This window comes from Streptomyces sp. HP-A2021 (assembly GCF_022807935.1).
Taxonomy (GTDB): Bacteria; Actinomycetota; Actinomycetes; order Streptomycetales; family Streptomycetaceae; genus Streptomyces; species Streptomyces afghaniensis.
The window spans coordinates 4,081,628-4,107,750 of the sequence record NZ_CP094344.1; the positions used below are offsets into that span (position 1 = coordinate 4,081,628).

General features: G+C 72.6%; 23 protein-coding genes and 1 riboswitch. Of the genes, 12 read left to right on the forward strand and 11 right to left on the reverse strand.

From position 1 onward, the window contains the following. The first annotated feature begins 48 nt into the window (after nt 1-48). Nucleotides 49-996 carry a M28 family metallopeptidase gene (locus MQE23_RS18440; protein WP_020277454.1) on the forward strand — a complete coding sequence of 316 codons (948 nt, stop codon included), beginning with the start codon at nt 49-51 and terminating at the stop codon, nt 994-996. Nucleotides 997-1,002: 6 nt separating this feature from the next. Here MQE23_RS18440 and MQE23_RS18445 read toward each other — a convergent pair whose 3' ends face one another. Beyond that, complete coding sequence (locus tag MQE23_RS18445; protein ID WP_243379628.1) at nt 1,003-2,415, reverse strand: tetratricopeptide repeat protein; 1,413 nt, start codon at nt 2,413-2,415, stop codon at nt 1,003-1,005. Nucleotides 2,416-2,572: 157 nt separating this feature from the next. Between MQE23_RS18445 and MQE23_RS18450 the strand changes: the two genes are divergently transcribed. The 3 genes from MQE23_RS18450 to MQE23_RS18460 all read left to right on the forward strand — a co-directional run bounded on the left by MQE23_RS18450 (nt 2,573) and on the right by MQE23_RS18460 (nt 4,926). Beyond that, nucleotides 2,573-3,076, forward strand: a complete 504-nt coding sequence (locus tag MQE23_RS18450) for a DUF6668 family protein (RefSeq protein WP_037674196.1) — start codon at nt 2,573-2,575, stop codon at nt 3,074-3,076. 5 nt (nt 3,077-3,081) lie between these two features. After that, on the forward strand, nt 3,082-4,236 hold the full coding sequence (locus MQE23_RS18455) for an amidase (protein WP_243379629.1): 1,155 nt from the start codon (nt 3,082-3,084) through the stop codon (nt 4,234-4,236). A gap of 108 nt (nt 4,237-4,344) precedes the next feature. Further along, nucleotides 4,345-4,926: an NAD(P)H-dependent oxidoreductase gene (locus MQE23_RS18460; RefSeq protein WP_020273379.1), complete on the forward strand. Its 582-nt coding sequence runs from the start codon at nt 4,345-4,347 to the stop codon at nt 4,924-4,926. A 35-nt stretch (nt 4,927-4,961) separates the two neighbouring features. Here MQE23_RS18460 and MQE23_RS18465 read toward each other — a convergent pair whose 3' ends face one another. The 4 genes from MQE23_RS18465 to MQE23_RS18480 all read right to left on the reverse strand — a co-directional run bounded on the left by MQE23_RS18465 (nt 4,962) and on the right by MQE23_RS18480 (nt 9,326). Further along, on the reverse strand, nt 4,962-5,837 hold the full coding sequence (locus MQE23_RS18465; protein ID WP_037669932.1) for an ABC transporter permease: 876 nt from the start codon (nt 5,835-5,837) through the stop codon (nt 4,962-4,964). Continuing rightward, nucleotides 5,824-6,804, reverse strand: coding sequence for an ABC transporter ATP-binding protein (locus MQE23_RS18470; protein WP_243379630.1), 981 nt, complete (start codon nt 6,802-6,804; stop codon nt 5,824-5,826). The genes MQE23_RS18465 and MQE23_RS18470 overlap by 14 nt, the downstream gene beginning before the upstream one ends. Before the next feature lie 26 nt (nt 6,805-6,830). Continuing rightward, a complete protein-coding gene (locus tag MQE23_RS18475) occupies nt 6,831-8,084 on the reverse strand; it encodes an outer membrane lipoprotein carrier protein LolA (RefSeq protein ID WP_020273376.1) in 1,254 nt (417 codons plus the stop codon). Nucleotides 8,085-8,315: 231 nt separating this feature from the next. Continuing rightward, complete coding sequence (locus MQE23_RS18480; RefSeq protein WP_243379631.1) at nt 8,316-9,326, reverse strand: polyprenyl synthetase family protein; 1,011 nt, start codon at nt 9,324-9,326, stop codon at nt 8,316-8,318. A 505-nt stretch (nt 9,327-9,831) separates the two neighbouring features. Further along, nucleotides 9,832-10,005: riboswitch (cyclic di-AMP (ydaO/yuaA leader) on the forward strand. A 3-nt stretch (nt 10,006-10,008) separates the two neighbouring features. On the opposite strand from MQE23_RS18480, the gene MQE23_RS18485 reads away from it, so the two are divergent. Then, the gene (locus tag MQE23_RS18485; protein WP_020273373.1) at nt 10,009-10,779 is read left to right on the forward strand and encodes a LysM peptidoglycan-binding domain-containing protein; all 771 of its coding nucleotides are present in this window, start codon (nt 10,009-10,011) and stop codon (nt 10,777-10,779) included. Here MQE23_RS18485 and MQE23_RS18490 read toward each other — a convergent pair. Next, on the reverse strand, nt 10,743-11,591 hold the full coding sequence (locus MQE23_RS18490; RefSeq protein ID WP_020273372.1) for a Cof-type HAD-IIB family hydrolase: 849 nt from the start codon (nt 11,589-11,591) through the stop codon (nt 10,743-10,745). The two genes, MQE23_RS18485 and MQE23_RS18490, sit on opposite strands and share 37 nt — an antisense overlap. A 192-nt stretch (nt 11,592-11,783) precedes the next feature. Here MQE23_RS18490 and MQE23_RS18495 point away from each other — a divergent pair, with 192 nt between their 5' ends. The 3 genes from MQE23_RS18495 (at nt 11,784) to MQE23_RS18505 (ending at nt 15,063) form a co-directional block, all read left to right on the forward strand. Next, on the forward strand, nt 11,784-12,848 hold the full coding sequence (locus MQE23_RS18495) for a GNAT family N-acetyltransferase (protein WP_020273371.1): 1,065 nt from the start codon (nt 11,784-11,786) through the stop codon (nt 12,846-12,848). A gap of 20 nt (nt 12,849-12,868) precedes the next feature. After that, a complete protein-coding gene (locus tag MQE23_RS18500; protein WP_020273370.1) occupies nt 12,869-14,164 on the forward strand; it encodes a glycosyltransferase in 1,296 nt (431 codons plus the stop codon). 143 nt (nt 14,165-14,307) lie between these two features. Next, nucleotides 14,308-15,063 (forward strand): polysaccharide deacetylase family protein, encoded by a 756-nt coding sequence (locus MQE23_RS18505; protein WP_037669928.1) that lies wholly within the window; start codon nt 14,308-14,310, stop codon nt 15,061-15,063. A 13-nt stretch (nt 15,064-15,076) separates the two neighbouring features. Here the strand turns inward: MQE23_RS18505 and MQE23_RS18510 are convergent, their stop codons facing one another. From MQE23_RS18510 to MQE23_RS18530, 5 genes are all read right to left on the reverse strand, one after another. Further along, on the reverse strand, nt 15,077-16,228 hold the full coding sequence (locus MQE23_RS18510; RefSeq protein WP_020273368.1) for a glycosyl hydrolase: 1,152 nt from the start codon (nt 16,226-16,228) through the stop codon (nt 15,077-15,079). Beyond that, nucleotides 16,225-16,665 (reverse strand): hypothetical protein, encoded by a 441-nt coding sequence (locus tag MQE23_RS18515; protein WP_020273367.1) that lies wholly within the window; start codon nt 16,663-16,665, stop codon nt 16,225-16,227. The genes MQE23_RS18510 and MQE23_RS18515 overlap by 4 nt, the downstream gene beginning before the upstream one ends. After that, nucleotides 16,662-18,476: a glycosyltransferase gene (locus MQE23_RS18520; protein ID WP_243379632.1), complete on the reverse strand. Its 1,815-nt coding sequence runs from the start codon at nt 18,474-18,476 to the stop codon at nt 16,662-16,664. Before MQE23_RS18520 ends, MQE23_RS18515 begins: the two co-directional genes overlap by 4 nt. A gap of 197 nt (nt 18,477-18,673) precedes the next feature. Continuing rightward, on the reverse strand, nt 18,674-20,932 hold the full coding sequence (locus MQE23_RS18525; RefSeq protein WP_243379633.1) for a lipopolysaccharide biosynthesis protein: 2,259 nt from the start codon (nt 20,930-20,932) through the stop codon (nt 18,674-18,676). Next, nucleotides 20,925-22,184 (reverse strand): DegT/DnrJ/EryC1/StrS family aminotransferase, encoded by a 1,260-nt coding sequence (locus MQE23_RS18530; RefSeq protein ID WP_279345151.1) that lies wholly within the window; start codon nt 22,182-22,184, stop codon nt 20,925-20,927. Before MQE23_RS18530 ends, MQE23_RS18525 begins: the two co-directional genes overlap by 8 nt. Before the next feature lie 310 nt (nt 22,185-22,494). On the opposite strand from MQE23_RS18530, the gene fahA reads away from it, so the two are divergent. The 4 genes from fahA (at nt 22,495) to MQE23_RS18550 (ending at nt 26,086) form a co-directional block, all read left to right on the forward strand. After that, nucleotides 22,495-23,706, forward strand: a complete 1,212-nt coding sequence (fahA, locus tag MQE23_RS18535) for a fumarylacetoacetase (protein WP_243379634.1) — start codon at nt 22,495-22,497, stop codon at nt 23,704-23,706. 251 nt (nt 23,707-23,957) lie between these two features. Next, entirely contained in the window at nt 23,958-24,896 is a 939-nt protein-coding gene (locus MQE23_RS18540; RefSeq protein ID WP_037669925.1) for a M56 family metallopeptidase, read from the forward strand. 140 nt (nt 24,897-25,036) lie between these two features. Next, entirely contained in the window at nt 25,037-25,825 is a 789-nt protein-coding gene (locus MQE23_RS18545) for a GntR family transcriptional regulator (RefSeq protein ID WP_020273361.1), read from the forward strand. A 33-nt stretch (nt 25,826-25,858) separates the two neighbouring features. Beyond that, a complete protein-coding gene (locus MQE23_RS18550; RefSeq protein ID WP_037669921.1) occupies nt 25,859-26,086 on the forward strand; it encodes a ferredoxin family protein in 228 nt (75 codons plus the stop codon). Nucleotides 26,087-26,123 lie beyond the last annotated feature (37 nt).

Here is a 26,123-nt window from a genome sequence, read left to right on the forward strand (position 1 = left end):
TGCCCGTGGACACCCCACGGGCTTCCCCATGGAATTCGGAGCCCCCACATGAAGCTCTCCGTTTCCGCGCGTGCCGTGGTGTCAGGTGCCGTGGCGACCGCCATGCTCCTGGCCGGCGGTGCCGTGGCGGACGCCGCGTCCACTCCCCCGAGACCGGCCGCCGCGCCCGACATACCCCTGGCGGGCGTCAAGGCGCACCTGTCCCAGCTCCAGTCCATAGCCACGGCCAACGGCGGCAACCGCGCGCACGGCCGCCCCGGCTACAAGGCCTCGATCGACCACATCAAGGCCAAGCTGGACGCGGCCGGGTACACCACCACGGTCCAGCAGTTCACCGCCTCCGGCCGCACCGGCTACAACCTGATCGCCGACTGGCCGGGCGGCGACGCGAACCAGGTCGTGATGGCCGGCTCGCACCTCGACAGCGTCTCCTCCGGGCCCGGCATCAACGACAACGGGTCCGGCTCGGCCGCCGTCCTGGAAACGGCCCTCGCCGTGTCCCGGGCGCAGTACAAGCCCGCCAAGCACCTGCGGTTCGCCTGGTGGGGCGCGGAGGAACTCGGCCTGGTCGGCTCCCGCCACTACGTCAACCGGCTGGCCACCGGCGACCGTTCGCGGATCGGCGCCTACCTCAACTTCGACATGATCGGCTCCCCGAACCCCGGCTACTTCGTCTACGACGACGACCCGGCGATCGAGAAGACGTTCAAGGAGTACTTCAGCGGCCTCGGCGTCCCGACCGAGATCGAGACCGAGGGCGACGGCCGCTCCGACCACGCGCCCTTCAAGAGCGCGGGCGTGCCGGTGGGCGGCCTGTTCACGGGGGCCAGCCGGACGAAGACGGCGGCGCAGGCGGCCAAGTGGGGCGGTACGGCCGGGCGGGCCTTCGACCGCTGCTACCACTCCTCCTGCGACACCACCGCCAACATCGACGACACCGCCCTGGACCGCAACAGCGACGCCGTCGCGTACGCGGTGTGGGAGCTGTCGGAGTAACGGCGCCTACTGGTTGCGGGCCCGTTCGGTCAGCCGGCCCATGCGGGCGCGGGCCGACTCCAGTTGCTCGATCTCCTCGGCGGCGGGGCCGTCCTCGGCGGCGAGTTCGGTCCACAGGCCGATCAGGTCCCGCCCCAGCTCCAGCCCCACCGCCGGGTCGCGCACGGCGCGCCAGGCGGTGGCCGCGCTCTGCACGTTGCCGTAGGCGGCCTCCGCGTCGCCCGAGCGGCGGCGGGCGCCGGCCAGGTCGAGGGAGAGATGGAAGGCCCGGAGCGGGTCGCCCGCCAGGTAGGAGATGTACGCGGTCAGTTCGCGCAGCCGGAGCACCTCGGGGTGCTCCGGCCCGAGCGTCCCCGACGCCTCCACGACGGTCCGGTCCGCCAGCCCGGCCGCCGCGTCGATCCGGCCTTCCTTGACGGCCTCGTTGATCCGGGCGATCGGCTCCGCGAGGAGGGCAGGGGCGGCGGGGTCGTCCGGGGCGCCGAGGGGTTCGTCGCCGAGCACGGCCTCCGCGACGGCGTCGAAGCCGCGGGCGGGGGTCGGCTTGGCGTCGGCTTCGGCCGCGAGCAGCTCCGCTTCGGACATCGGCTCGGGTTCCCGCCTGCGGTGCGGGGCCGGGCCGGTGCCGGGGACGGGGAGCGGCCTGACGTCCATGAGCGGAGGCGGACCGAACTCACCGGTCGGCGGTGCGACGGTGCCGGGGGGCGTCGTGGCCGGGCCCGGTGGTGCGTCTTCCGGCTCGGACTGCGGCGGTTCCGGTACGGCGCGCAGCTCGAAGGTCGGTACGGGCTGATCGGCCGGCTGCGGTTCGGGCACGGCCCGCAGCGGGAACGTCGAGGCCGGGCCACGGCCGGGCTCCGGCACGGGGCGCAGGACGTGCGTGACCCTGTCGTCCTGCGGGTGCTGCGGCTCCGGCTCCGGCTCCGGCGCGGGCGGTGTCGGACCGGGTGGGGGAACGGGCGGCGTCGGACCGGGCGGTGGAACGGGCGGCTTCGTCGCCGTACCCGCCGCAGGCGTTCCCGCGGCGGCGACGGCGTCGTCCGGCGGGGCCGTGCGGACCGGCTCGGCGGTGAAGCGGCTGGAGCCGTCCGGGTCGACCTGGAGCGGCACGACGTAGCCGATGCGCTCGTCGTGGATCGTGGCGAGGACGGGATGGCCGGTGGCCAGGGCGATGTGGTGGAGGCGGTTCAGGACAGCCTGCTGGATCTCCTCGCCGGGAGCCGCGAAGACGGGGACACCGCCGACCGACGCACCGTCGGAGACACCCCCCGCGCCGGCTCCCCGCCCCGCTGCGGCCGGGTCCGCTCCTGCCGGGTCCGCTCCTGCCCCGGGGACACGGACGTCGATCGGCGCCGCCGGGGTCGCCGCGCGCGCGGCCTGCTTCTGTTCCCGCTTCTTCTCGCGGCTGAGTCGAGCCATCGTCCCCTCATTCGGCGTCGTCCTACTGTCGAGTGTGTCCGCTCGCTCCCGTTTCTCACGTCACCGCGGTGTCACAGGCTCGTCCCAAGGGTTCCAGGTCCCGGTATGGATCGTTCCGGATGGCATGAGGATCGGCAGCACGAGGGAGGAGAGAGGCATGCAGACAGGCATGCGACAGGGGCCGGAGATCTGGATCCGCGGCCCGGTGGCCACACAGGAGCCGGGGCCGCCGGAGCCCGCTCACGCCCATGCCGCGGCACGGCGTTTCTCCTGGGTCGGCACACACGGCGGCGCGGGCGTCTCCACCCTCGCCGCGGTCTACGGCGGCCATGACAGCGGCCGCGCCTGGCCCGGCCCGGGCGATCCGGCGTCGGTCCTGCTGGTCGCGCGGACACACGCGGCCGGGCTGGACACGGTCGCCGGTGCCGTGGAGATCTTCCGGCGCGGTCAGGCCCCGCCCGGGCTGGACCTCGACGCCGTCGTCCTCGTGGCGGACGCCCCGGGCCGGCTGCCGCGTCCGCTCGCCCAGCGGGTCAGGTCCCTGGAGTCGGTCATCGACGTGTACCGCGTGCCGTGGGTGCCGGCCTGGCGGCTGGGCGAGCTGGGGCATCCGCCGCGCGAGACATCCGCCCTGGTACGGCTGACGGGAGCGGCACACTGACGGCGGTGCCCCTGCCGGCCGGGGAGATCGCGGCGGGCGTACGGGCCCGGGAGTTGCGCGCGGTCGACGTGGTCGCGGCGGCGCTGGAGCGGATCGAGCGGGCCGACCCGGAGCTGTGCGCGTTCGTCGAGGTGTGGCGCGAGGACGCCTTGCGGCGGGCGCGCGAGGTGGACGCACTGCTCGAAGGGCGTGCCGCAGATGTCACTCGAAAGAGGGAAGCGCTGCCGCTGGCCGGGGTGCCGATCGCCGTGAAGGGGCGGCACGGGCTGCGTGCGGCGGGGCCGCTGCTCGCGGCCGGTGGTGTCGCCGTGGGCGCGACGTCCGTGCCCGGGCCGGGAACGCCCTGGCAGACCTGGGGACTCGGCGCCCGTGGCCGGACCGTCAACCCGTGGCGGGCGGACCGTACGCCGGGCGGCTCGTCGGCCGGGGCCGCGGTGGCGGTGGCGGCCGGGCTGGTGCCGCTGGCGACGGGCAGCGACGGGGCCGGGTCGGTGCGGATCCCGGCGGCGTGGTGCGGTGTGACCGGCCTGAAGACCACGGCCGGACGGCTGCCCTCCGCCGACCGTACGGGGCTCGCCGTCCCCGGTGTGCTCGCGCGCTCGGCGTCGGACGCGGCGAGCTGGTGGCACGTGGTGTCGGACGAGCCGGTGCCGACCGGCACACGGCTCCCCGTCACCGCCGTCTGGTCGTCCGACCTGGGCTTCGCCGGGCCCGACCCGGAGCCCGTCGCGCTCGCCCGGGCGGCGGTCGAACGGCTCGTGGCGGCGGGCGTCGTACGGCTCGTACGGCCGCGGGTGCCGTTGCGGCTCACGGACCCCGGGCCCGCCTGGCTCGCCCTGCGCACCCCCGGCGCCGATCCGGGCGAAGCCCACCGCGTCCGGGCGGAGAACGACCGGCGGCTGGCCGGGCTGTTCGCCGAGGCGGAGCTGCTGCTGACGCCGACCACGCCCACCCCGCCGCACGGCCACGACGGCCCGGGCGACCGCTACTCCACCTCTCTCACCTGGGCGTTCAACCTCAGCGGACATCCGGCGCTGAGCCTCCCGGCGGGCTTCGGCGGGGACGGCTGCCCGGCCGGGCTGCAGCTGGTGGCGCCGCACGGCCGGGAGGCGCTGCTGCTGGGCGTGGCGCGGGAGGCGGAGCTGCGCATCGGGAGCTGACGACCCCTCTGGCGGATCCCCTGGCGGATCCGCCTGGCGGATTTAGATGCGCGCGCATATGATGCAAGCGCGTGTAATTGACCCGCGCCTATTTTCTGGGGGACACCCATGACCCGTCGCTTCCTCTTCGTCCTGGGCAGCGCCCGTGCCGACGGCAACACCGAACTGCTGGCCCGCAGGGCCGCCGAGCAACTGTCCTCCGATGTCGAACAGCAGTGGATCGACCTCGCCGAGCATCCGGTGCCCGACTTCCAGGACCTGCGGCACGACAGCGACCACGTCCGCCCGACCGAGGGCAACCTGGCGCTGCTGCTCGACGCCACCCTCGCGGCCACGGACATCGTGATCGCCTCGCCCCTGTACTGGTACTCGGTCTCCGCGCACACCAAGCGTTACCTGGACTACTGGTCGGGCTGGCTGCGCACGCCCGGCCTCGACTTCAAGGCGACCATGGCCGGACGCACCCTGTGGGGCGTCACCGCGCTCGCGGACACGCAGCCGGAGGTGGCCGACCCGCTGGTCGGGACGCTCAACAACTCGGCCGCGTACCTGGGGATGCGGTTCGGCGGAGTGCTGCTCGGCAACGGCAGCAAGCCCGGTGACGTGCTGAACGACACCGAGGCGCTGACCCGGGCGAAGACGTTCTTCGCGCAGGAGGCGCCGCCGGCCCGGTTCGTGTACGAGGACTGAGGCTTACGCGGACTGAGCGCTACGAGGACCGAGCGCTACGCGGTGATGTCCTTCGTCGTGAAGCGGGCCCAGGCCGCCGAGCCGAACACCGCCGCGTACAGGGCCTGGAGGCCGAGGTTCTTCGCCAGGTCGTCCCAGTAGACGGGTTCGCGCATGAGGTCGGCGAAGGACAGCCAGTAGTGCGAGAAGAAGTACGGCTGGAGGGCGTGCAGTTGCGGGATCTGGTCGAGGATCTGGACCGTGATCAGCAGGCCGACGGTGGTCGCCATCGCCGCGATGCCGCTGCCCGTGAGCGTCGAGACGAACAGCCCGAGCGCCGCGACGCCGATCAGTGACGCGGCGACGGCCAGGGCGATCAGCAGGGCTCTGCCCAGGCCCTCGGCGAAGCTGATCTGCGTGCCGGAGATGGTCGTCAGGTCGCCGAGCGGGAACAGCAGCGCGCCGACGGTCAGCGCCGAGACGGCGACGACGAGGGTGGCGGCCAGGCAGAAGATGACGACGGTCGCGTACTTGGTGAGTAGCAGGCGGCTGCGGCCGGCCGGGGCGACGAGCAGGTAGCGGAGCGTGCCGGCGTTCGACTCGCCGGCGATCGCGTCGCCCGCGACGACGCCGATCGCCATCGGCAGGAAGAACGGGAGGGTGGCGGCCAGCGCGGTGAAGACGAGGAACAGGCCGTTGTTGGTGATCTGCGAGATGAACGCCGGTCCCCCGCCACCGCCGCCGGGTGACGAACCGTCGCTCGTCTCCATCTTGACGGCGATGCCGACCAGGACGGGAACGGCCGCCAGCACGGCCAGCAGCGCGAGGGTGCGCCAGCGCCGGAAGGTGGTGGTGAGCTCGCTGCGCAGCAGCCCGAAGGTCCACAGCGGGCTCACCGGCCGTACGGGCTCCACGACTTCAGCCTGCGACATCGAAGCCCTCCCCGGTCAGCGCCACGAACGCGTCCTCCAGCGAGGCCCGTTCGACCGTGAAGCCGCGGACGCGCACACCGGCCGTGACCAGCGCGGCGTTCACCTCGGCGAGGTCGCTCTCCGGTGGTTCGCCGGTCACCCGGTCGTCCGTGACGACGACGTCGCCGACGCCCTGCTCCTTCAGCACCCGGGCCGCCTCCGCCGGGTCCGGCGTGGTCACCACCAGCCGGCCGCGCGCCCCGGCGGACAGCTCGGCGACCGGGCCCTGGGTGATCAGACGGCCCTGCGTCATCACGGCCGCGTGCGTGCAGACCTGCTCGATCTCGTCGAGCAGGTGGGAGGAGAGGAAGACGGTCGTGCCGTCCGAGGCCAGCTCCCGTATCAGGGTGCGGATCTCGCGCATGCCCTGCGGGTCGAGGCCGTTGGTCGGCTCGTCGAGCACGAGCATCCGGCGCGGCTGGAGCAGCGCGGCCGCGAGGCCCAGGCGCTGTTTCATGCCCAGCGAGTACGCCTTGGCCTTCTTGCCCGCGGCGGCCGTCAGGCCCACCCGGTCCAGCGCGGCGGCGACCCGGGCCTTGCGGGTGCGCGGATCGGCGGCCGGATCGGCGGAGTCGTACCGGATGAGGTTGTCGCGGCCGGAGAGGAAGCCGTACAGGGCGGGGCCCTCGATGAGGGCGCCGACGTGCGGCAGCACGGCGCGGGTGGCCCGGGGCATGGGCTGCCCGAGCACCGTCGCCGTGCCGGAGGTGGGCTCGATGAGGCCCATCAGCATGCGGATGGTGGTGGTCTTGCCGGAGCCGTTGGGGCCGAGGAAGCCGAAGACGCTGCCCGCCGGGACGGTCAGGTCGAGGCCGTCGACGGCGAGCTGTCCGCCGCGGTAGCGCTTGGTGAGCGCGCGGGTGTCGATGACCGGGTCCCCGGCCTGATCGCCCCGCTGCTCCGGCTCCGTGGCGGACGGTTCGCCCATCGGCTTCCTCGTTCTCTCGACAGGACTTACTTCCCGGCGTCGGCCGCCTTGACGAGCGCGTCCTTGGTGACGGCGCCCACGTAGACCTTGCCGTCGTCGGTGATCAGGGCGTTGATCAGCCGGGTCGAGAAGACCGTGCCCGAGCCGAACTTGCCGGTGACCTTGTCGCCGAGCGAGTCGATGAAGCCGCCGAACTCGCCGCCGGCCTTGCCCGAGGGCATGCCCTCGCCGCCGGTGTCGAAGGTGGCTATGGAACTCCAGCCCTCGCCGATGGTCTTCATGCCGTCGAGGCCCTTGCCGTGGTCCTCACCGGCCTTGGGGGCGTGCTCGCGCGCCCGGCCCTTGTCGAAGCCCTTGCCGAAGTCCTTCTCGGAGCCCTTGCCGAACTCCTTGGCGGCGTCCTTCTCCTCGGTGACCTTCGCGCCCTTGGGCGGGGTGAAGTCGAAGGTCGACGCGGCCGGCTGGGCGAAGCTGACCTGGGTGAAGCCCGCGTCGACGACGGCCGCGCCGCCGCTCGCCGGGGTCAGCGTGAACTTCAGCGGCATGCCGGTCTTCGCATCCACCGCCACGGTGACCGCGCCGACGGTCGAGCCGGACTGCTTGGGCTTGATGACCAGCTTGTAGGCGTCCCGGCCGGCGACCTGGGCGGTGCCGTCCACGGTCACGGAGGTCGTGTCGTCGGTGGCCTTCAGGGCCTCCTCGGCGAAGTCCTTCGGCGTGGCCGGCGGCTGCTGGTCCTTCCCGCGCTCCGGGCTTTCGGAGGCGGTGCCGTGGTAGACCTCGTTCGACTTGCTGTCGTAGCCCCAGACGTCCTTGCCGTTGTGGACGATGCTGTACTCGGCGGCGTTCTCCAGCAGCGACAGCTTCTGCTTGTCCGGGCCGTCGGCCGCGACGCGCAGGGTGTGCGTGCCGGAGGCCAGTTCCGTGAGCTTGGCCGTCGGGTCGGCGGAGGAGCCGCCCTCGCCCTGGCCCGCGGCACCGGACATCAGGCTGCTCTCCAGCCCGCCGAGGTCCGGCAGGCCGAGGTCCGTGCTGATCTTCACGGTGCCGGACAGCTGCTGGACGTCCGACTTGGCGATCTTCTCGATGAGCTGCTGTGCAGTGATCTTCGGGAGGTCGGGGTCACCGGAGTCGGCGAGTGCGGGGACCAGCCCGATCGTCGCGGCCGCCACCCCCACCACCGTGACCGGGACGATGTACCGCGCGGCTTTGCGCCGCCCGGAGCGCTGCTCGTCGACCTCCCCGGCGGTCGTGCTGTCGTCGGATGCGTACGGTGCCATGTGTGCCCTACCTCCGTGATCGGCGGCGGCTGTCCGTGTCGTGCACGCACTCGTCCCTGAGCCGCCATTCTCACCCGAACTGGTGAGGAGTGGTGATTTCCGTGGTGACTATCTGACCAAATCGGCCGGCGAGATACGTCAGACCCCGGGCTCAACTCCACGTACTGCTCCGGTATGACACGAGAGGGCTGCTTCTCCCCCGACCCGTAGGGGTCGTGGGGGAAAAGGGCGCTAGCCGGCCCGGTGCACCACGGCGTCGGACAGCTCCACCAGCGCCGTCTTCGCGGCGCACTCGGGCAGCGGGGCCAGCGCCGAGCGGGCGTCCTGGGCGTAGCGGACGGTGTCCCGCCGGGCCTGTTCCAGCGCCGGGTGGGCCCGCAGCAGGCGCAGGGCCTCGGCGTGCCGGTCGTCGTCGGTGAGGTCGGAGTCCAGCAGCTCGCACAGGGCGATGTCGTCCGCGAGCCCGAGCCGGGCCGCGCGCTCGCGCAGCCGCAGCACCGGCAGCGTGGGGATGCCCTCGCGCAGGTCGGTGCCGGGGGTCTTGCCGGACTCGTGGGAGTCGGAGGCGATGTCCAGGACGTCGTCCGCGAGCTGGAAGGCGACGCCGAGCCGCTCGCCGTACTGGGTCAGCACGTCCACGACCGTCTCGTCGGCGCCGGACATCATCGCGCCGAACCGGCACGACACCGCCACCAGCGAGCCGGTCTTGCCGCCCAGCACGTCCAGGTAGTGCTCGACCGGGTCGCGGCCGTCCTGCGGTCCGGCCGTCTCCAGGATCTGCCCGGTCACCAGCCGCTCGAACGCCTCGGCCTGCACCCGCACCGCCTCCGGGCCGAGGTCGGCCAGGATGTGCGAGGCGCGGGCGAAGAGGAAGTCACCGGTGAGGACCGCGACGGAGTTGCCCCAGCGGGCGTTCGCGCTCGCCACCCCGCGCCGCACGGCGGCCTCGTCCATCACGTCGTCGTGGTACAGCGTGGCGAGGTGGGTCAGCTCCACGACGACGGCCGACGGCACGATCCCGGGCGCGTACCGGTCGCCGAACTGGGCGGCGAGCATCACGAGCAGCGGACGGAACCGCTTGCCGCCGGCCCGGACCAGGTGCTGGGCGGCCTCCGTGATGAAGGGCACCTCACTCTTGGTGGCCTCGAGCAAGCCTTCCTCGACAGCCGCCAATCCGGCCTGGACATCGGCTTCCAGAGCCTGGTCCCGCACGCTCAGCCCGAACGGCCCGACGTCGGTCACGAGGGGTCTCCTGTCTGCTGGTGTCTGCCGGTGATTACGCGGTTTGTCGATAGGTCGCTGCCATCACTCGAGTCAGCGTATCCGGTCACGTTTCGATCACCACCAGCGCCCAGGGTTACAGGCCGGGTGGTATCCGATCACGACCGCTATGTTTTCGATCAGCTCATAAGAGTAGACATTTATCGACTTACCACGCGATAGCGAGCTATGCACGATTTGCGGTGTTGGATAAGCGAATTCCCCTTGGTGCAAATTGCCCCACGGACTTGTGATCAGTGAGTTGAATCACGTTATCCCCTGCGACATCCCACTCCGGCACCGACCCGTACCTCCTTCCGCCGCACGCAAGTTGAGCCTTGGCTTCAGCAAAGGATCAAGTGCCTCATACGCCCCTGACCAAGGTCAACCGCTCGATATGTGACTCCGGTGCTTGTTCCCGACATGTGCTCTCGCATACGTTCCGGGCCTGTCCGGCGGACGCCGAATCCTGCCACCGCCCGGACACCCCACGAACCCACTCACTCACGCAGGGCAGGAGCGGGGGACCCAGGTAAGTCGCCGGTCCGCGCAGCGGAACGGCTCGGGGTGAAGCCGCGTACGGCACACAGCGCCGTAGGCGGCCGGGCACCTCCCGGCCCGAACCCGACAGCTCACCTCGCAGGCGCCGGAGAGGAACATCGCCATGCCCCGAGGCAAGCACCGTCGCCCCAGAAGCAGTCAGCTCACCCGTCGTGTCGTAGCCGCCGGCACCGGCGGAGCGGCACTCACCCTCCCGCTGCTCGGCGCGACGCAGGCCAGCGCCGCCCAGCCGGCTCAGAGCGCACCCACCACCGTCGCGCAGTCCGTGCCGCAGGCGGCCAAGACCGCCAAGTCCGTCACGTACACCGTCACCAAGGGCGACTCGCTCGCCCGCATCGCGGACAAGTTCGACGTGTCGGGCGGCTGGAAGCAGCTGTACAAGGACAACCGCGCCGCCGTCGGCGACGACCCGAAGCTGATCCACCCGGGTCTGAAGCTGAAGGTGAAGACGGCCAAGGCGGACGCCGCGAAGAAGACGGCGACCAAGTCCTCCGCCCCCGCCAAGCCGGCCGGCGGCGTCGCCCAGGCCACCCAGGCCTCCGCGAAGACCTACGCGAACAACCTGGACGGCTGGATCCGCGAGGCGCTGGACGTCATGGCGCAGAAGGGGATTCCGGGTTCGTACGACGGCATCTACCGCAACATCATGCGGGAGTCGTCCGGCAACCCCCTGGCGATCAACAACTGGGACTCGAACGCCGCCCAGGGCACCCCGTCCAAGGGTCTGCTCCAGGTCATCGACCCGACCTTCGCCGCCTACCACGTGCCCGGCACCTCCTTCGACCCGTACGACCCGGTCGCCAACATCACGGCGGCCTGCAACTACGCGGCGGCCCGCTACGGCTCGATCGACAACGTCAACGGCCCGTACTGAGCCGTCCCGCCCAGCAGTCGTTCGAGGACGACGGCGATGCCGTCGTCCTCGTTCGACAGGGTGATCTCGTCGGCCACGGCCTTGAGTTCGGGATGGGCGTTGGCCATGGCGACGCCGTGGGCGGCCCAGTCGAACATCGGGATGTCGTTGGGCATGTCCCCGAAGGCGACGGTGTCCGCCGGCCGAAGGCCCAGGTGCTCGGCGGCCAGCGCCAGGCCCGTCGCCTTGGTGACGCCGCACGGCTGGAGCTCGACCGTGCCGGGCCCCGACATCGTCACCGTCGCCAGTGAACCGACCACCGAGCGGGCCGTCGCCGCCAACTCGTCGTCGCTCAGGCAGGGGTGGCGCAGCAGCACCTTGCTGATGGGCTCGCCCCACAGGTCGTCGCGCCGGTCGACCCGCACCGCCGGCAGGGTCGGGTGCGGCATGAGATAGCCCGGCTCGATGAGCGTGAGCCCGTCGACCCCGTCCTGGTCGACCGCGGCGTACACCTGCCCGACCTCGGCCTCGATCTTGCCGAGGGCGGTCTCCGCCAGCTCCCGGTCCAGGGTGATGGACCACAGCAGCCGGTCCGCGCCGGCGTCGTACACCTGCGCGCCCTGCCCGCACACCGCGAGCCCCGTACAGCCGAGGTCGTCCAGGAGCGGCCGCACTCTCGGCGCCGGCCGGCCCGTCACCACGAGGTGCTGGGCACCGGCGTCCGCCACCCGCGCGAGCGCGGCGAGGGACCGGTCGGACAGGGTGTCGTCGCCGCGCAGCAGCGTCCCGTCCAGGTCGGTGGCGATGAGTGAATATGCGATGGGTGCGGCCATGATCAGAGAATACGGACAGTGCGCCCTTTCGTTTCATCCCGCGGCGGACACCGATTGCCCGGTTGAAGGCCTCTGCACCAGTTGGCAACAACATGGTCCGCTACCTACCGTCGAGGCCGTCTCGGGCGGTACCTTCCAAGTGTCCAGGGGGGACTTGATCGGGGGGTCGGGTTGAGCAGTGGGCGTGTTCGTGTGGGTGTGCCCGGGGAGCTCGGCGAGGGGGAGAAGGAGCGCTGGCGCGCGCTGCGCGCGGCGTCGGAGACACCGCGCAACCCCTTCATGGAACCGGAGTTCACCGAAGCCGTCGGGCTGGTGAGGCCACAGGCGCGGGTCGCGGTGGTGTACGAAGGGCTGGAGCCGGCCGGCTTCCTGCCCCATGAGCGGGGCCCGTTGGGGCAGGGCCGGGCGATCGGGCTGGGCGTCTCGGACGCGCAGGGCGCGATCCTGCGGCCGGGCCTGCGTCTGGACACGGGCGAACTGCTGCGGGCCTGCTCGCTGTCGAGCTTCGCCTTCGACAACCTGGAGGCCGAGCAGCGGCTGTTCGTCCGGTACGCGGCCGAGGAGCACGCCACCTACGTCATCGACGTGGAGAAGGGCTACGAGACGTACGAGTCGGTGCTGCGCGCCCAGTCGCCGAAGTTCCTGAAGACCACCCTGGCCAAGGAGCGCAGGCTGGGCCGGCAGGTCGGCGAGCTGCGGTTCGTCTTCGACGAACGCGAGCCGGCCGCGCTGCGCACGCTCATGGAGTGGAAGTCGGCGCAGTACCGCAGGACCGGCCGCCGGGACCGGTTCGCCCAGGAGTGGATCACCCGGCTCGTGGGGCGGCTGGCCGCGACCCGGGCACCGGAGTGCAGCGGCACGCTGTCCGTGCTGTACGCCGGTCGGCGGCCGCTGGCCGCGCACTTCGGACTGCGCTCGGCATCCGTCCTGGCCTGCTGGTTCCCGGCCTACGACCCGGAGTTCGCGAAGTACTCGCCGGGTCTGGTGCTGCACCTGCGCATGGCCGAGGCGGCGGCCGCCGAGGGCATCGGCATGCTCGATCTGGGGCGGGGCGCGGCCGAGTACAAGGACGCGCTGAAGACGGGCGAACTGCCCGTGTACGAGGGCGCGGTGACGCGCCCGGGGGTGGGCGCGGCGCTGCACTGGCTGAGCCGCGAGCCGGCGCGCCGCGCGCACAGCTACGTCCGCGGCAGGCCGCAGCTCGCGGCGCTGGCCGCGCGGACCTTGAAGGGCGCGGCCCGGCTGCGCCGTACCTGACGACGAGGGGGGTGGGGCCCATGGCCCGTTCGGGACATGCGCAGGAGGAGATACGGCGGTTCCTGGACATCGGGGCGGTGCAGGTCGCCGAGCTGGACCTCGACGGTGACGAGGCGGTGCTCAGACCGGGCCCGGGGAGCCCGCCGGTGACGCACGGCGAGGTGTTCGTACTGGTCAGGCGGCGCGGGCGGCCGGTGGGGACGCTGCTCGGGCGGGTGCCTGAGGGGGCGGACGCGAAGACGGTGCTCGCGGCGCGGGCGCGGGCGGAGTATGCGGCCGTGCAGGGTGGTGAGCCCGGGGAAGGCGGCGGGGCCGGAGAGCCTCCGTACGCGAGTGTCGTCGTCGCCACCCGGGAGCGTGCCGGGCAGCTGGCCCGGGCGCTCGACTCGCTGCTGGCGCAGGACCATCCGCGGTTCGAGATCGTCGTCGTGGACAACGCCCCGGTGACGAGCGAGACGCGGGAGCTGATCGAGCGGAAGTACGCCGAGCGCGTGCGGTACGTCTGCGAGCCGGTGCCCGGCCTCGCGGTCGCGCACAACACGGGGCTCGCGGCCGTGCGGGGCGAGGTCGTCGCCTTCACGGACGACGACGTGGTCGCCGATCCGCGCTGGCTGACCGAGCTGACCGTGCCCTTCGCCGCCGACCCCGGACTCGGGTGCAGCACCGGGCTGATCCTGCCCGCGCGGCTGACCACCCCGGCCCAGGTGCTGCTGGAGAGCCACGGCGGCTTCGCGAAAGGCTTCACTCCAAGGACGTACGACCCGGCGCGTCCGCCGGGCGACGAGCCGCTGTTCCCGTTCACGGCGGGGCGGTTCGGCTCGGGTGCGAACATGGCCTTCCGGACGGCCGCCCTGCGTTCCGTCGGCGGTTTCGACCCGGCCACCGGTGCCGGCACGGCCGCCCGGGGCGGCGACGACCTCTACGGCTTCGTCCGGGTCCTCGCCCAGGGCCACCGGCTGCGCTACACCCCGTCCGCCCTGGTGTGGCACCACCACCGGGAGACCTGGCAGGACCTGGAGACCCAGGCCTACGGCTACGGCGCCGGGCTCACCGCGTATCTCACCGCGGTGCTGGTGAACCGCCCCGCGCTGCTGCCGGCGTTCCTCGCGAAACTGCCCCGCGGCCTCGCCCACGCTCGCGCGCTGACCGCCGTACGCGAGACGGAGGGCGGCGGGGCGCCGGGCGACCACGACACACGGACGCATCCGTGGCCGCGGCGGCTGTCGCGGTTGCAGCGCCGGGGGATGGTGTACGGGCCTGTCGGCTATCTGCGCGCGCGGCGGGCGCTGCGCACGCGGGGTGAGGGGGCGAGATGAGGACGTCGGCACGTGCGCGGGACGAGGGCCAGGGGGACGGCAGAGGCCGGGCGGAGCGGGGCGCGCAGGATGGTGAGGGGCCGATATCGCCACCGGGTGCCATCGGCTCCCCGGCCATCCCCGTCTTCCTGTACCACTCGGTGATGGACGATCCGCCGGACTGGATCGCGGAGTTCACGGTCACTCCGACGCAGTTCGCCGCGCATCTCGACGCCGTGGTCCGCAGCGGCCGTACGCCCGTCACCATCAGCGCGATCGCCGACCATCTGGCCGGGCGCGCGCCCCTGCCGCCCCGGCCGGTGCTGCTCACCTTCGACGACGGCTTCGCCGATCTGCCCGGCCCCACCGCCGAGGCGCTGGCCGAGCGGGCGCTGCCCGCCACCGCCTACCTCACCACCGGCGCCATCGCCCCGGGCGGCCACAGCCTGCTGCCGCCCGCACCGATGATGACCCTGGACCGGGCGGCGGAGCTGGAACGTTACGGCATGGAGATCGGCAGCCACACGGTCACGCACGCGCAGCTCGACACCCTGTCCGGCAAGGGCCTGGCGTACGAACTGCGCTCGTCGAAGGCCGTGCTGGAGGACGCCCTCGGGCACGAGGTCCGCCATCTCGCCTATCCGCACGGCTACAACAGCCCGCGCGTGCGGGCGATGTCGGCCCGGGCCGGCTACGAGACGGCGACGGCCGTGCGGCACGCGCTCAGCTCCGACCGCGACGAGCGCTACCGCATCGCCCGGCTCATCGTCCGGCGTACCCACACCGTCGCCGACGTCGAGGGCTGGCTGGCGGGTGCGGGCGCCCGGGTCGCGCCGTACCGGGACGGGCCCAAGACGATCGCGTGGCGGTGGTACCGGCGGGCCCGCGCGGTGGTGCACGGGCCCGAGTTCGCGGGCTGAGGGTGCTGCGGGGTCATTTCCGCGGCTGGTCGAAGTACGGGTCGGCGACCGCCTTGCGCAGGCTCTCCCAGGCCGCGTCGTTCGCCAGGGCCAGGTTGCAGTGCGGTCCGGGGTCGCGGTAGTTCCACTGGAGGGCGGCCTTGACGCCGTCCAGGCCCTTCAGCACGCCGGGCACCTGCGCGTACCACTGGGCCTGCCGCTGCGGGCGGGACGGGTCCGCGGCGGTGCCGAACTCCGAGAGCATCAGCGGCTTGTCGTCGGAGATGTTCTCGCGGATCCAGTCGTGCACGGAGTGCTGTGTCTGCGCGAAGGTGCGCCAGCCCGTGTTGTGGCAGCGGTAGTAGTTGTACTGGTTGTAGCCGATCCAGTCGACGTACTCGTCGCCGGGATACATCCGCTTCATCTCGTCGGCGTGGTCGAGGTAGCCGGTGGTGATCCACGTCCACACCACGTTGTCGACGCCCAGTTCGCGGAACCGGTCGTGGATGTGCCGGTACGCCTTCACGTACTCGGCGGGGGTGCCGTTGGCCGGGGTGCGCGTGTCCATCTCCAGGTCGAAGGAGAGGAACACCTTCTTGCCGTAGTCCTTGACGCGCTCGGCCTGGACGTCGATGACGGTCTTGTCCAGCTCGCCGGAGGCGATCTGCTTCCAGGTCGGCTGCTGCTCCTTCGTGCCGCCCCACCACTTGCTCTCCCAGGACAGCAGCAGCAGACGGTCCTCGCCGACGCGCTGCTCCTCCGGGGTGAGCAACTGGCCCTCGCGGCGGGTGCCCTCGGGCAGCGACATGTCGTGGTACGTGTACACGATGTCGAGTTCGCGGCCGACGCGCTTCTCGTAGGCGCGCACCTTCTCCGGCAGGTCGTCCCGCTCGTGCGGCACGAACGCCCCGAACCAGGCGCCGCAGGGCGGCTCCAGGATCGCCGTGGGGCGGCAGTCCGCCTGGGAACCGGTGGCTCCCGGGTCCGGCCCGGAGGCGTTCCGGAGGGCGAGTGCGCCGACCAGGACCGCGCTGACGATCGTGGCGGACGTGATCAGCAGTCGGCGCCGGCTCGATGTGAACGGGCCGGCGGACGGCTGCTCCCCGTGTGGCTGTGACCTCCTGCGGTGCTGTCCGGTCGTGGTCGGCGTGCGGCGAAAGGGACGGTGGGGACGGTTGAACCTCACTGAGCAGAACCCTTCGGTGTCCTCGGTGTCGTCCTCGGCGGCGGGGAGGCGCGCAGCGGCGGACAGAACGCGGCGAGTGTGGTCAGCAGCGTCAGTGTCAGCAGCACGCGCTGCGCGCTGAAGGCGTGCGTGGCGATCAGCACGGTCGCGACGAGCATCACGGCGCCGATGCTCACGAACAGCACCAGCATCAGCCGCTCCAGCAGGTCGGAGTGGCGGGCGAAGTCCGGGTCGCGACGCTCGACGGGGCCTTCGGCGGGGCGCGCCCCCAGCGCGGGGGCGCAGACTCTGACCACGGCCGCGCCCGGGCCCGCCGCCAGGAAGAGGGCGACGGCGGCGCCCCGCAGCGGCGATCCGCCGGGCAGCGCGAGGGCGGCGAGCGCGAGCCAGCCGCTGAACGGCGGCAGCATCCGGACCACGAGTTCCTGCGGTGTCATCGCTCCACTCCCCCGGTCTGCTTCAGTACGTAGAGCCATCCCGCGCTGTTCTCCGCCACGAGCTGGAAGCGTGGTGAGGCGGCGACGGACTTCTGGATGCGGCTCAACTGGGCGTGGTCGAGCTGCCCGTTCATCTCGGAGTTGGCCAGCTGCCCCTGGGTGAGCAGGAAGTAGGCCCGGGCCGGCCGCTCCACCCCGGCCATGTCACTGGCGAGCGTGCCGGCCGGGTTCTCGACGATCCGGTCGACGTGACTGCGGGCGTCGTCCAGGAACCAGTAGTGGTCGACGCTCCAGTAGGAGGCGTACGCGAGCGGGTAGTTGCGGTTGGCCGCCACGACCAGCGAGCCGTCGGGCGCCTGGTCGAAGAGCTGCCGTACGAGGGCCACTTCCTGCGGCGGGAAGTAGTTGATCCGGTCCTTGCCCGAATAGGCCGGGACGAACGCCAGGGTTCCGCCGAGCAGTGCGGCCAGCCCCACCCAGGTGCCGAGCCCACGTCTGCGGGCCTGCACGGGGGCGGCCTGCCGGCTGCCGGCCTCCTTCGCGGCGGCGTCGGCGGCGAGCGTGCGGACCTTGGGCAGCAGCGCGGCGGCGGCGAAGAACGCGGCGCCGGGCAGCATGAACAGCAGCACCCGGAAGATCATCTCGCTGCCGTAGCTGCTCGCCGCGAACATCGGCAGCGGGGCCGCCGCGATCAGCAGCAGGGGCCGGGCCCGGTGCCGCAACACCCGTTGGCGCAGGACGCCGACGGCCGCGAGCAGCAGGACGGAGGCGGACAGCAGCCGGGCCGCCCAGGAGGTGGCGATCGCTCCGGTGCCGGTCGGGGTGGCGCCGTACCCCGTCTCCACGTTGGCGCCGACGTCACCGACGGAGCGGATCATGTCCGGCATCGCCGCGGACAGGAAGGGCAGCGCGGCCGTCAGACACCAGGCCAGGAAGATCACGACGGTCGTGACCACCGGGACCCAGTCGCGGTAGCGGCGGCTCAGGCACAGGGCGAGCAGGCAGACGACCAGCATGCCCGGGGTGAGCTGGTGGGAGATGACGATCGCCACGACCATGACGATGAGCACCACCGTCCACACGGCCTGCCGGGGCCGCCCGCCCCGCACGGCGGACCGGCCGAAGCGGCGCAGGACCAGGGCCAGGACGCCGACGTGCAGCGCGTACGCCACGGACTGGGGGGAGAAGTAGTCCTGCCCGACCCAGTTGGCGACGTAGAAGAGCCAGACCGCGGTCCAGATCAGTCGCCGGTCCTCCGTGAAGGTGCGGTAGATCAGCAGCAGCGGGAGCAGCAGCATCAGGCTGGAGACCAGGGGCCACCAGGCCATGAACATCGCCACCGAGTCCACGCCCAGCAGCCGCAGCAGGGCGGCCTGCGCGGCGAAGAAGCCGGGCCACTGGTCGTACACCGCCATGTCGCCGACCTGGTCGGCCGTTTGCAGACCGCCCGCCGTCAGCAGATGGTGGATGACCGCCTCGTGCTTCCACGCCCAGGCGTACAGCGGGGTCGGGTAGACCACGGCCTGCGTGACCCGCTCCATCACCAGCAGCCCGAGGACGTACGCCGCCGCCCAGGCGCCCGGCCGGCGCGGATCGCGGACCGTGAACCAGAAGCCGGTGGTGAGCACCGCGAGGCCGGCCCAGAAGGCCGGGTGCAGCGCGGTGACCAGCCCGTAGTCGTCGAGCCGCGAGACGTCGGTGTGCCGCACGGCGTACGCCCACAGGGCGAGCGCGACGAGCAGCGGAACGCCGGGCCATGCCAGTGCGCGCCGCCCGGACCAGGCGGGAGGCAGGTCGGACAGATCCGTCACGGGCTCATGGGCGGGGCTCGACGACTCCGAGGAGGAGGAGCTGGAGGACTGGCCGGCGGTCTCGGGGCTGCTGCCGGGGGTGCTCGCGCCGTCCCGTGCCGGTGTGGGTTCTGGCGTGGATCTCTCCCTCGGAGTTACTGGCGGACGCACGGTGGTTCCCCCCTGGCGGTTCGGCTCTGTTCGGCTCTGGTGCTTGATCAGGCGCTGGGTCGGCCGTTCGGATGTCTGCGGTGCGGTCGTCCCATGGCCGACGCGGCACGGCGGCAGAGCGGCAGGAGCAGGACGAGTACGACGAGTACGGCGAGCAGGGGCGGCGCGACCGGTGCGAGCTCCTCACGCCACACCCAGCCGCCGACCGCGACGAGATACAGAACCCCCCAGCGCCCCGGCCACGTCAGCCGTCCGCCCGCGCTCGCGAGCAGCAGCCACAGCGGTACGAGGCACAGCAGCTGGCAGACCGGCGGCGCCCAGCGAAGCAGCGGCTCGGGCCCGTCGAGCCCGAACGCGTCCGCGAGGAAGCCGGCCGTCTTCACATACAACGCCCCGTCCACCGCCCGCGGTTCCCGCCCGAGGGCGACCGGTGCGGCGTACAGGGCGAGCAGGGCGGCGCACAGCGCCGTGCCGGGCAGCCACGGGTCGCGCCGGGCGCACAGCGTGACGGCGGCGACGAACACCACGAGCAGCAGGCCTCCCGCCGTGAGCGACGGCAACGGCAGGCCCTCCAGCAGCTGACGTCCCGTCAGTGCCGCTTCGCCGGCGCCGTCGAGCCAGGGCAGGTCGCGCAACGGCGCCCAGAAGAAGACGGTGGCGACACCGAGCAGGCTCCACAGGGCGCCTCTCAGCCGCCGCTCCTGCGGCTCCTGGTCCGGTTCCGCCGGTTTCGCGAACTCGTGGCGCGGTGGCTCGCCGGCCGTCCCTTCCGGCCGCACGATCAGCGCCAGCGTGTCCGCCTGGAGCGCCTCACGTTCGTATCCGGGGCGCCCTATGAACAGCGTGACCGTGTCCTCGTCGCCGTCCTTGGGCTGGTACGCCGCCCGGCGGGCCCAGGTCGTGCCGTACCCGGCGGTGGCGTTCAGCTTCGCCCAGCGGGTGCCGTAGGAAGGGTGGGAGGGGTCGGCGGACGTACGGGCCGCGGGCGCGCTGTCGTTGTGCCGCAGGGCCGACCTCAGCCCGGCCGTGGAGACGACCGCGATCAGCGTCATGCTCAGCAGCACCGCCCAGCCGGCGCCCGCGATCCCGGCCGGGGTGAACAGTACGGCCGCGCTGCCCAGCACCAGGGCGCACATGGCGCCCTGGAGCGCGGCAAGCACACCCGTGCGCCCCTGCACGCGCAGTACGCCGATGTACAGCTCCACCACCACCCGCGGCAGCGCGCCGAGGGCGAGCAGCCGCAGGACGGTCGAGCCGTGCTCGGCGTAGTCCGGGCTGAAGGGCGTGAGGATGTACGGGGCGAAGAGGACCAGCACCAGCACGACCGGGACCAGCAGCAGCGTCATGCGCCGCAGGGCCCCCCGGACGCCGTCTGCGAGTTGTCGCGGGTCGTGGGAGGCGTGCGCGGTGAGGGACGAGGCCATGTTGATGGCCATGAACTCCATCGTGCCGCCGACGGTGTACGCCACGTAGAAGTAGCCGTTCTCCGCGGCGCTGAAGCGGACCGCGACCATCACGGGCAGCAAATTGATCATCGCCAGGCTGAACAGCGCGCCCAGCGAGTCCCCGGCCAGGAAGCGGCCCATGTCGCGGAGCTTGGGGGGCTCCTTCTCACGTTCGAGTTCGGCCTGGCGCGGGATGAGCCGGCGGAAGATCAGCCAGCCCAGCGGCAGTGTGGAGAAGGCGATCGCCACGGCCCAGGAGACGAAGATGCCGAGGACGGGCAGCGTGCCGGCGAAGACGGCCAGCAGGGCCAGTTTCCCGACCGAGAACACCGCGTTCCCGGCGGGCACCCACTCCGCCTTGCGCAGTCCCGTGAGCACCCCGTCCTGGAGCGTGAGCAGCGCCCAGGCCACGCACGCCGCGACGAACACCGCGCCCGCCATGGGCGTGCCCAGCGGGGCGTACGACGCTCCCCACGCGTCCAGCGTGAGCAGGAAGACGGCGGCCGCGAGCGCCACGATGAGCGAACTGGCCGCGTACGTGCCCCACACCAGGCGTCCGGTCTCCCGGCCCGCGCGGGGGACGAAACGGACGACGGCGCCGATCATCGTCGTCGCCGTGATGCTGGCGAGCAGCCGCATCGCGGCGATGGCGGCGGAGCCCTGGCCGACGGCCTCCTCGGAGTAGTAACGGGCGGCCACCAGCCAGAACCCCAGGCCCAGTACGGCGGACACGCCGGTGCTGAGCATGAGGAAGTAGGCGTTCTTGAACAGCGAGTCGTGCGTGTGCTCGTCGGCGGCAGGCTTCGGTCCGCCGCCGTCGGCGCGCGTGGTGGCGGGCTCGTGCACCTGGATCTCAGCCACGGGACTGAACCGGCCCTTCCGGTGCCGGCCTGCCGCGGGGTGGTTCTCCCGGTGCCTCGACCGGCCGCGCGCCGGACCGCTCCAGCACCTCGACGACCGTCCGGGCCCGCAGCGGGTCCACGGGCAGCGCGTGCCGCGCGAACCAGCGGGCCGCCTCGGGGGCCGGTGAGAGGTCGGTGAACTGCTCCCCGGCGTAGTCGTCCAGGGGCGGGTCGTAGAGGTAGCCGACGACGATGCCCTGCCGTGCCAGCGCGGTGATCGCCGCGTCCCGGTCCGCCACGAACAGCGGGACGCGGAACAACGGCTGGGTGCCGTACGCGTCACGCGGCTTGGCCCAGGGCGTGGACAGCAACAGCTCCGTGCCCGCCCGGCAGGCGTCCAGCACCTCGTCCAGCCGGTCGAGCTTGCGCCCGACGCGCCGCAGCCGCAGCCGGCCGGACTCCTGGCGGTAGTCGTGCATGTCGACGCGTACCCAGGGGTGGTGGGCGTCGAGCCCGGGGGCCCGGTGGGCGGCCCGCGCGAGTTCTTCCGGGCGCAGCGGCATCCGGATCTCCTCGCGGTCCGCCAGCCCCAGCAGCCGGATCGCGGCCCAGGCGGCGCGCCGCAGCCGCAGCCCGCGCACCGCCGCCTCCGCGTACGGCCGGATCACATAGGCCAGTTCGGAGCTCGGCCGGCCCGGCGTGAGCAGCCCCGCGCAGGTGTTCTCCACCGCTTCCCGCAGCCCCGGGTCGGCGAGGGAGAGCATGCCTCCGGCCTTGGCCCCGACGTGCTTGGACAGGCTGAACGCGGAGGCCTCGCCCCACGCCCCGACCGGCCGGTCCCCCACCCGGCTGCCGATGGCGTGCGCCGCGTCCTCGAACAGCGGGATCCCCAGCGCGTCGCACTTCTGCCTGAGGCTCGGGGCCGGGTCCGGGTTCCCGTACAGGTTCGTCGTGAGCACGGCCGACACCGATCTCCACGTCTCGTCCGGCACGGCATCGACGTCGATGGACGCGTCGAGCGGGTTCAACGGCGCCTGCACCGGACGCAGTCCGGCCGCGAGCACGACGAAGAAGATGACGTCGTCGTTGACCGGCGACATCAGCACCCGGCCGCCGGGCGGGCACCAGTGGCGCAGCGCCACGTACAGCCCCAAACGGCATGACGGTACATACACGCATTCCCGGCCGAGCCGCACGCGCATGGTCTCTTCCAGCCGTTTGAGCTGCGAACCATGCCGTACCGAGCCCGGACCGGCCTCCCCAATGGCCATCCGCCCCCCTGGTGTGCCGTCGGAACGCCCCCTCCCCGAGGCCTTCCGGCACCCGCCCAGAGTCGCCCCGTTCGCACCGCTCCGTCAAGATTGCGTCGCGTCCTGTGGATAACTTCCGGCACGCACGAATATGACGCCCCGTCCGCTGCGCCGGAGCCGCGCCGTCCGGTCCCACCCGGGCCCACCTGCCCCGTTCGCCCGTATTCGCCTCCTCGGACACTGCCCAGGACCGGTGTGCCACCCGTAACGTGTGGCACGACCACGAACACGTGGCGACGACACGGCACACCCGAAAGCGAGGCAGCACCCGATGCCCCCCTTCGATGTCCCCGAGGGCGACCCCTTCGGCCCGCACAACCTGCCGTACGGCGTGTTCTCCCTCCCCGGCTCCTCCCACCGGACCGTGGGCGTCCGGCTCGGCGACCACGTACTGGACGCCGGCGCGGCGGCCCACGCGCTCGGCTCCCCGTACGCCTCACTGCTCGCACAGCCGACCCTCAACCCGCTGCTGGCCGCTGGCCGCACGGCCTGGTCGGACGTCCGCCGGGCGCTGACGGCGTGGGTGACCGTGCCGTCCCACCGCGAGACCGTCGCACCGATGTTCCACCCCCTGTCCTCGGTGACCCTGCACCTCCCCTTCGAGGTCGCGGACTACGTCGACTTCTACGCCTCCGAGAACCACGCCCGGAACGTCGGCCGGATCTTCCGCCCCGACGCCGAGGACTCCTTGACCCCCAACTGGAAGCACCTGCCGATCGGCTACCACGGCCGCTCCGGCACGGTCGTCGTCTCGGGCACGGACGTCGCACGCCCGTCGGGCCAGCGCAAGGCGCCCGCGGACCCGGCTCCGGTCTTCGGCCCCTCCGTGCGCCTGGACATCGAGGCGGAGGTCGGTTTCGTGGTCGGCGTGCCGTCCCGGATGGGCTCGCCGGTGTCCCTCGACGGCTTCCGCGACCACGTCTTCGGCCTCTGCCTCCTCAACGACTGGTCCGCGCGCGACATCCAGGCCTGGGAGTACGTCCCGCTCGGCCCGTTCCTCGGCAAGTCCTTCGCCACGTCGGTGTCGGCGTGGATCACCCCCCTGGACGCCCTGGAGGAGGCCCGGGTGAACCCGCCGGCCCGGACGCACGGGCTGCTGCACTACCTGGACGACAGCGACGAGGAACCCGGCGGCTACGACCTGCGGATCAGCGTCGCCGTCAACGGCCACGTCGTCTCCGAGCCGCCCTTCTCCACCATGTACTGGACGGCCGCCCAGCAACTGGCCCACATGACCGTCAACGGCGCCTCCCTGCGCACCGGCGACCTGTACGGCTCGGGCACGGTCAGCGGCCCGGCGGACCGCGAACGCGGCTCCCTCCTCGAACTGACCTGGAACGGCCGCGACCCGCTCGAACTCCCCGACGGCAAGCGGACGTTCCTGGAGGACGGCGACGTGGTGACCCTGTCGGCCTGGGCCCCGGGGCCGGACGGTGCGCGGGTGGGGCTGGGCGAGGTGACGGGGCGGGTGGTGCCGGCCTGACGGTTCCGCGCGGCCCTGGTCCGGCCGGCAGTCGCCCCTCCCGGCGCTTGTGATGCCGCTCGACACCTGACTCACACCGCCCGGCACCGTCATACTGGGCGTCGGGCGGTGTGCCCGCACGTGCGCGGTGCACGGCACGTTCGGGGCGCTCGTCGGTGTGCACTTCAGCCGCGTCATCGGTGCGCTCGGCAGCCGCCCTCCCCCGCACGACCCGTAGCCGCCCCTCTTCCGACCCACCGGAGCCCGTGGCCATGACCGTCTGCCTGCTCCTGCTGAGCGTTGTCGCCGTGACGGCCGCCGTACCCGTTCCCCGTGCGCTGACCCGGGCCGCCTGGCCCGAGCGGGAACCGGTGGTCGGGCTGTGGGTGTGGCAGTGCCTGGTCGCCACCGTCCTGCTGTGCTGCGTGACAGCACTCGCCCTGGGCGCCGCCGCCGTCTTCGGCACGGTCCGCGCCCAGCTCTTCGCCCCGGCTCCGCCTGCCGTGACGGCGGCGTACGACCTGTCCACCGCCCCGCTGTGGGCCGCGGCCTTCACCCTGCTGCTGGCCTGCGGTGCCGCCTGGACGACCGCGATGCTCGCGCGGGAACTCGTCGAGGCGCGCCGGCGCCGCGCCCAGGCCCGCGCCCACCTCCGCGAACGCGCCCCCGACCTGCCGGCCGGCCTGCCCGCCGCCCGCGGACCGCTGCTGGTCCTGGAGGACGAGTACCCCGACGCCTGGTGGATGCCCGGCAGCCCGCCCCAGCTGATCGTCACCACGGGCGCCCTGCACCGCCTCACGGACCACCAGCTCGACGCCGTCCTCACCCACGAGCGCGGCCACGCCCGCGCCCGCCACGACTGGCTGCTGCACCTGTCCACCGCCCTGGCCACGGGCTTTCCCCGCATCCCGCTGTTCGCCCACTTCTGCGACCAGACCCACCGCCTGGTCGAACTGGCCGCCGACGACACGGCCTCCCGCCGCTGCGGCCACCTGACCACGGCCCTGGCGCTGATCGAGCTCAACCAGCACCGCGGCGTGCTGTCCTGCGCCTCCAGCCACCGCCTGCTGGGCGAGCGGGTCGACCGGCTCCTGGAACCGCCGCCGCGGCTGGGCCGCCGGCACCGGGCCCTGACGACGACCACGGCCGCGCTGGTACCGCTGCTGCCCCTGCTGATCGTGTTCGCGCCGGGGCTGACCGCCCTGTCGTAGCCGTACCGGGGCGGCGGTCGATGGCGGATGTCCTGACCGGCGCGTCGAAAGTCCAGCTCAGCAGCCCCACCGGTCGCCCTCCCGATGGCGCAACATTCCCGCAACACCACTTTTCCTATCGGATAGGTATGGTCCGAGCCATGCCCAGCGACCGCATCCGAGACCACGCCGGCCAAGGAGCCGCGACCACCGTCGCCGCCCACCGCGCGCGGCGCCGGCTGCGCGCCGACCGGGCCCGGCAACTGGCCGACCTGCTCCGCAGGCAACTGCTCACGGGCGCCTTCCCCGACGGCGCCCTCCCCCACGAGTCGGCCCTCGCCAGCGACTACGACGCCAGCCGCAACACGGTCCGCGAGGCGCTCGACCTGCTGCGGGCCGAGGGCCTCGTGGCGCGCCAGCCCGGCGTCGGCACCGTGGTCGTGGCCCACAAGTACCCCCACGGCCTCGACCGTCTGATGGGCCTCGCGGAAACCCTCCGCGAACACGGCCGGGTCACCAACGAGGTCCGCACCATGGGCCCCGCCCCGGCACCCGCACCCGTCGCCGGACGCCTCCAGCTCGCGCCCGGCACCGACGTCCTCTACATCGAACGCCTGCGCCGCCTGAACGGCCTCCCCCTGTCTCTCGACCTCACCTACATCCCCCTCGACATCGGCACCGAACTGCTCGGCGCCGACCTGGAGAACACCGACGTCTTCCGCCTCCTGGAAGCCGTCACCGGCCGGCGCCTCGGCCACGCCGAGATCACCCTGGAAGCGGTCAGCGCGGACACCCACTCGGCCGCCGTGCTCGAGGCCCCGCGCGGCACCGCCGTCCTCATGCTGGAACGCCTCACCCACCTCGCGGACGGCCGCCCGGTCGACCTGGAGTTCATCCGCTTCCGCGGCGACCGCATCACCATGAGCGGCCTGCTGCACCGGTCCCAGTAACCAACCCGCTCGCGCAGATTCCTGGAGACAGCCATGACCTTGGCGCCCCAGCGGGCCGACGTGCCCGTGACCATCGACGAGTCGAAGTGCATCGACGGCTGCACGCTCTGCGTGGACATGTGCCCGCTGGACTCCCTCGCCATCGACGAGCGCAACGGCAAGGCCTACATGCATGTCGACGAGTGCTGGTACTGCGGCCCGTGCGCGGCCCGCTGCCCCACCGGAGCCGTCACGGTCAACATGCCCTATCTGCTCCGGTGAGAGGCCCGAACCGCCATGTCCCGAACCACCCGTCCCA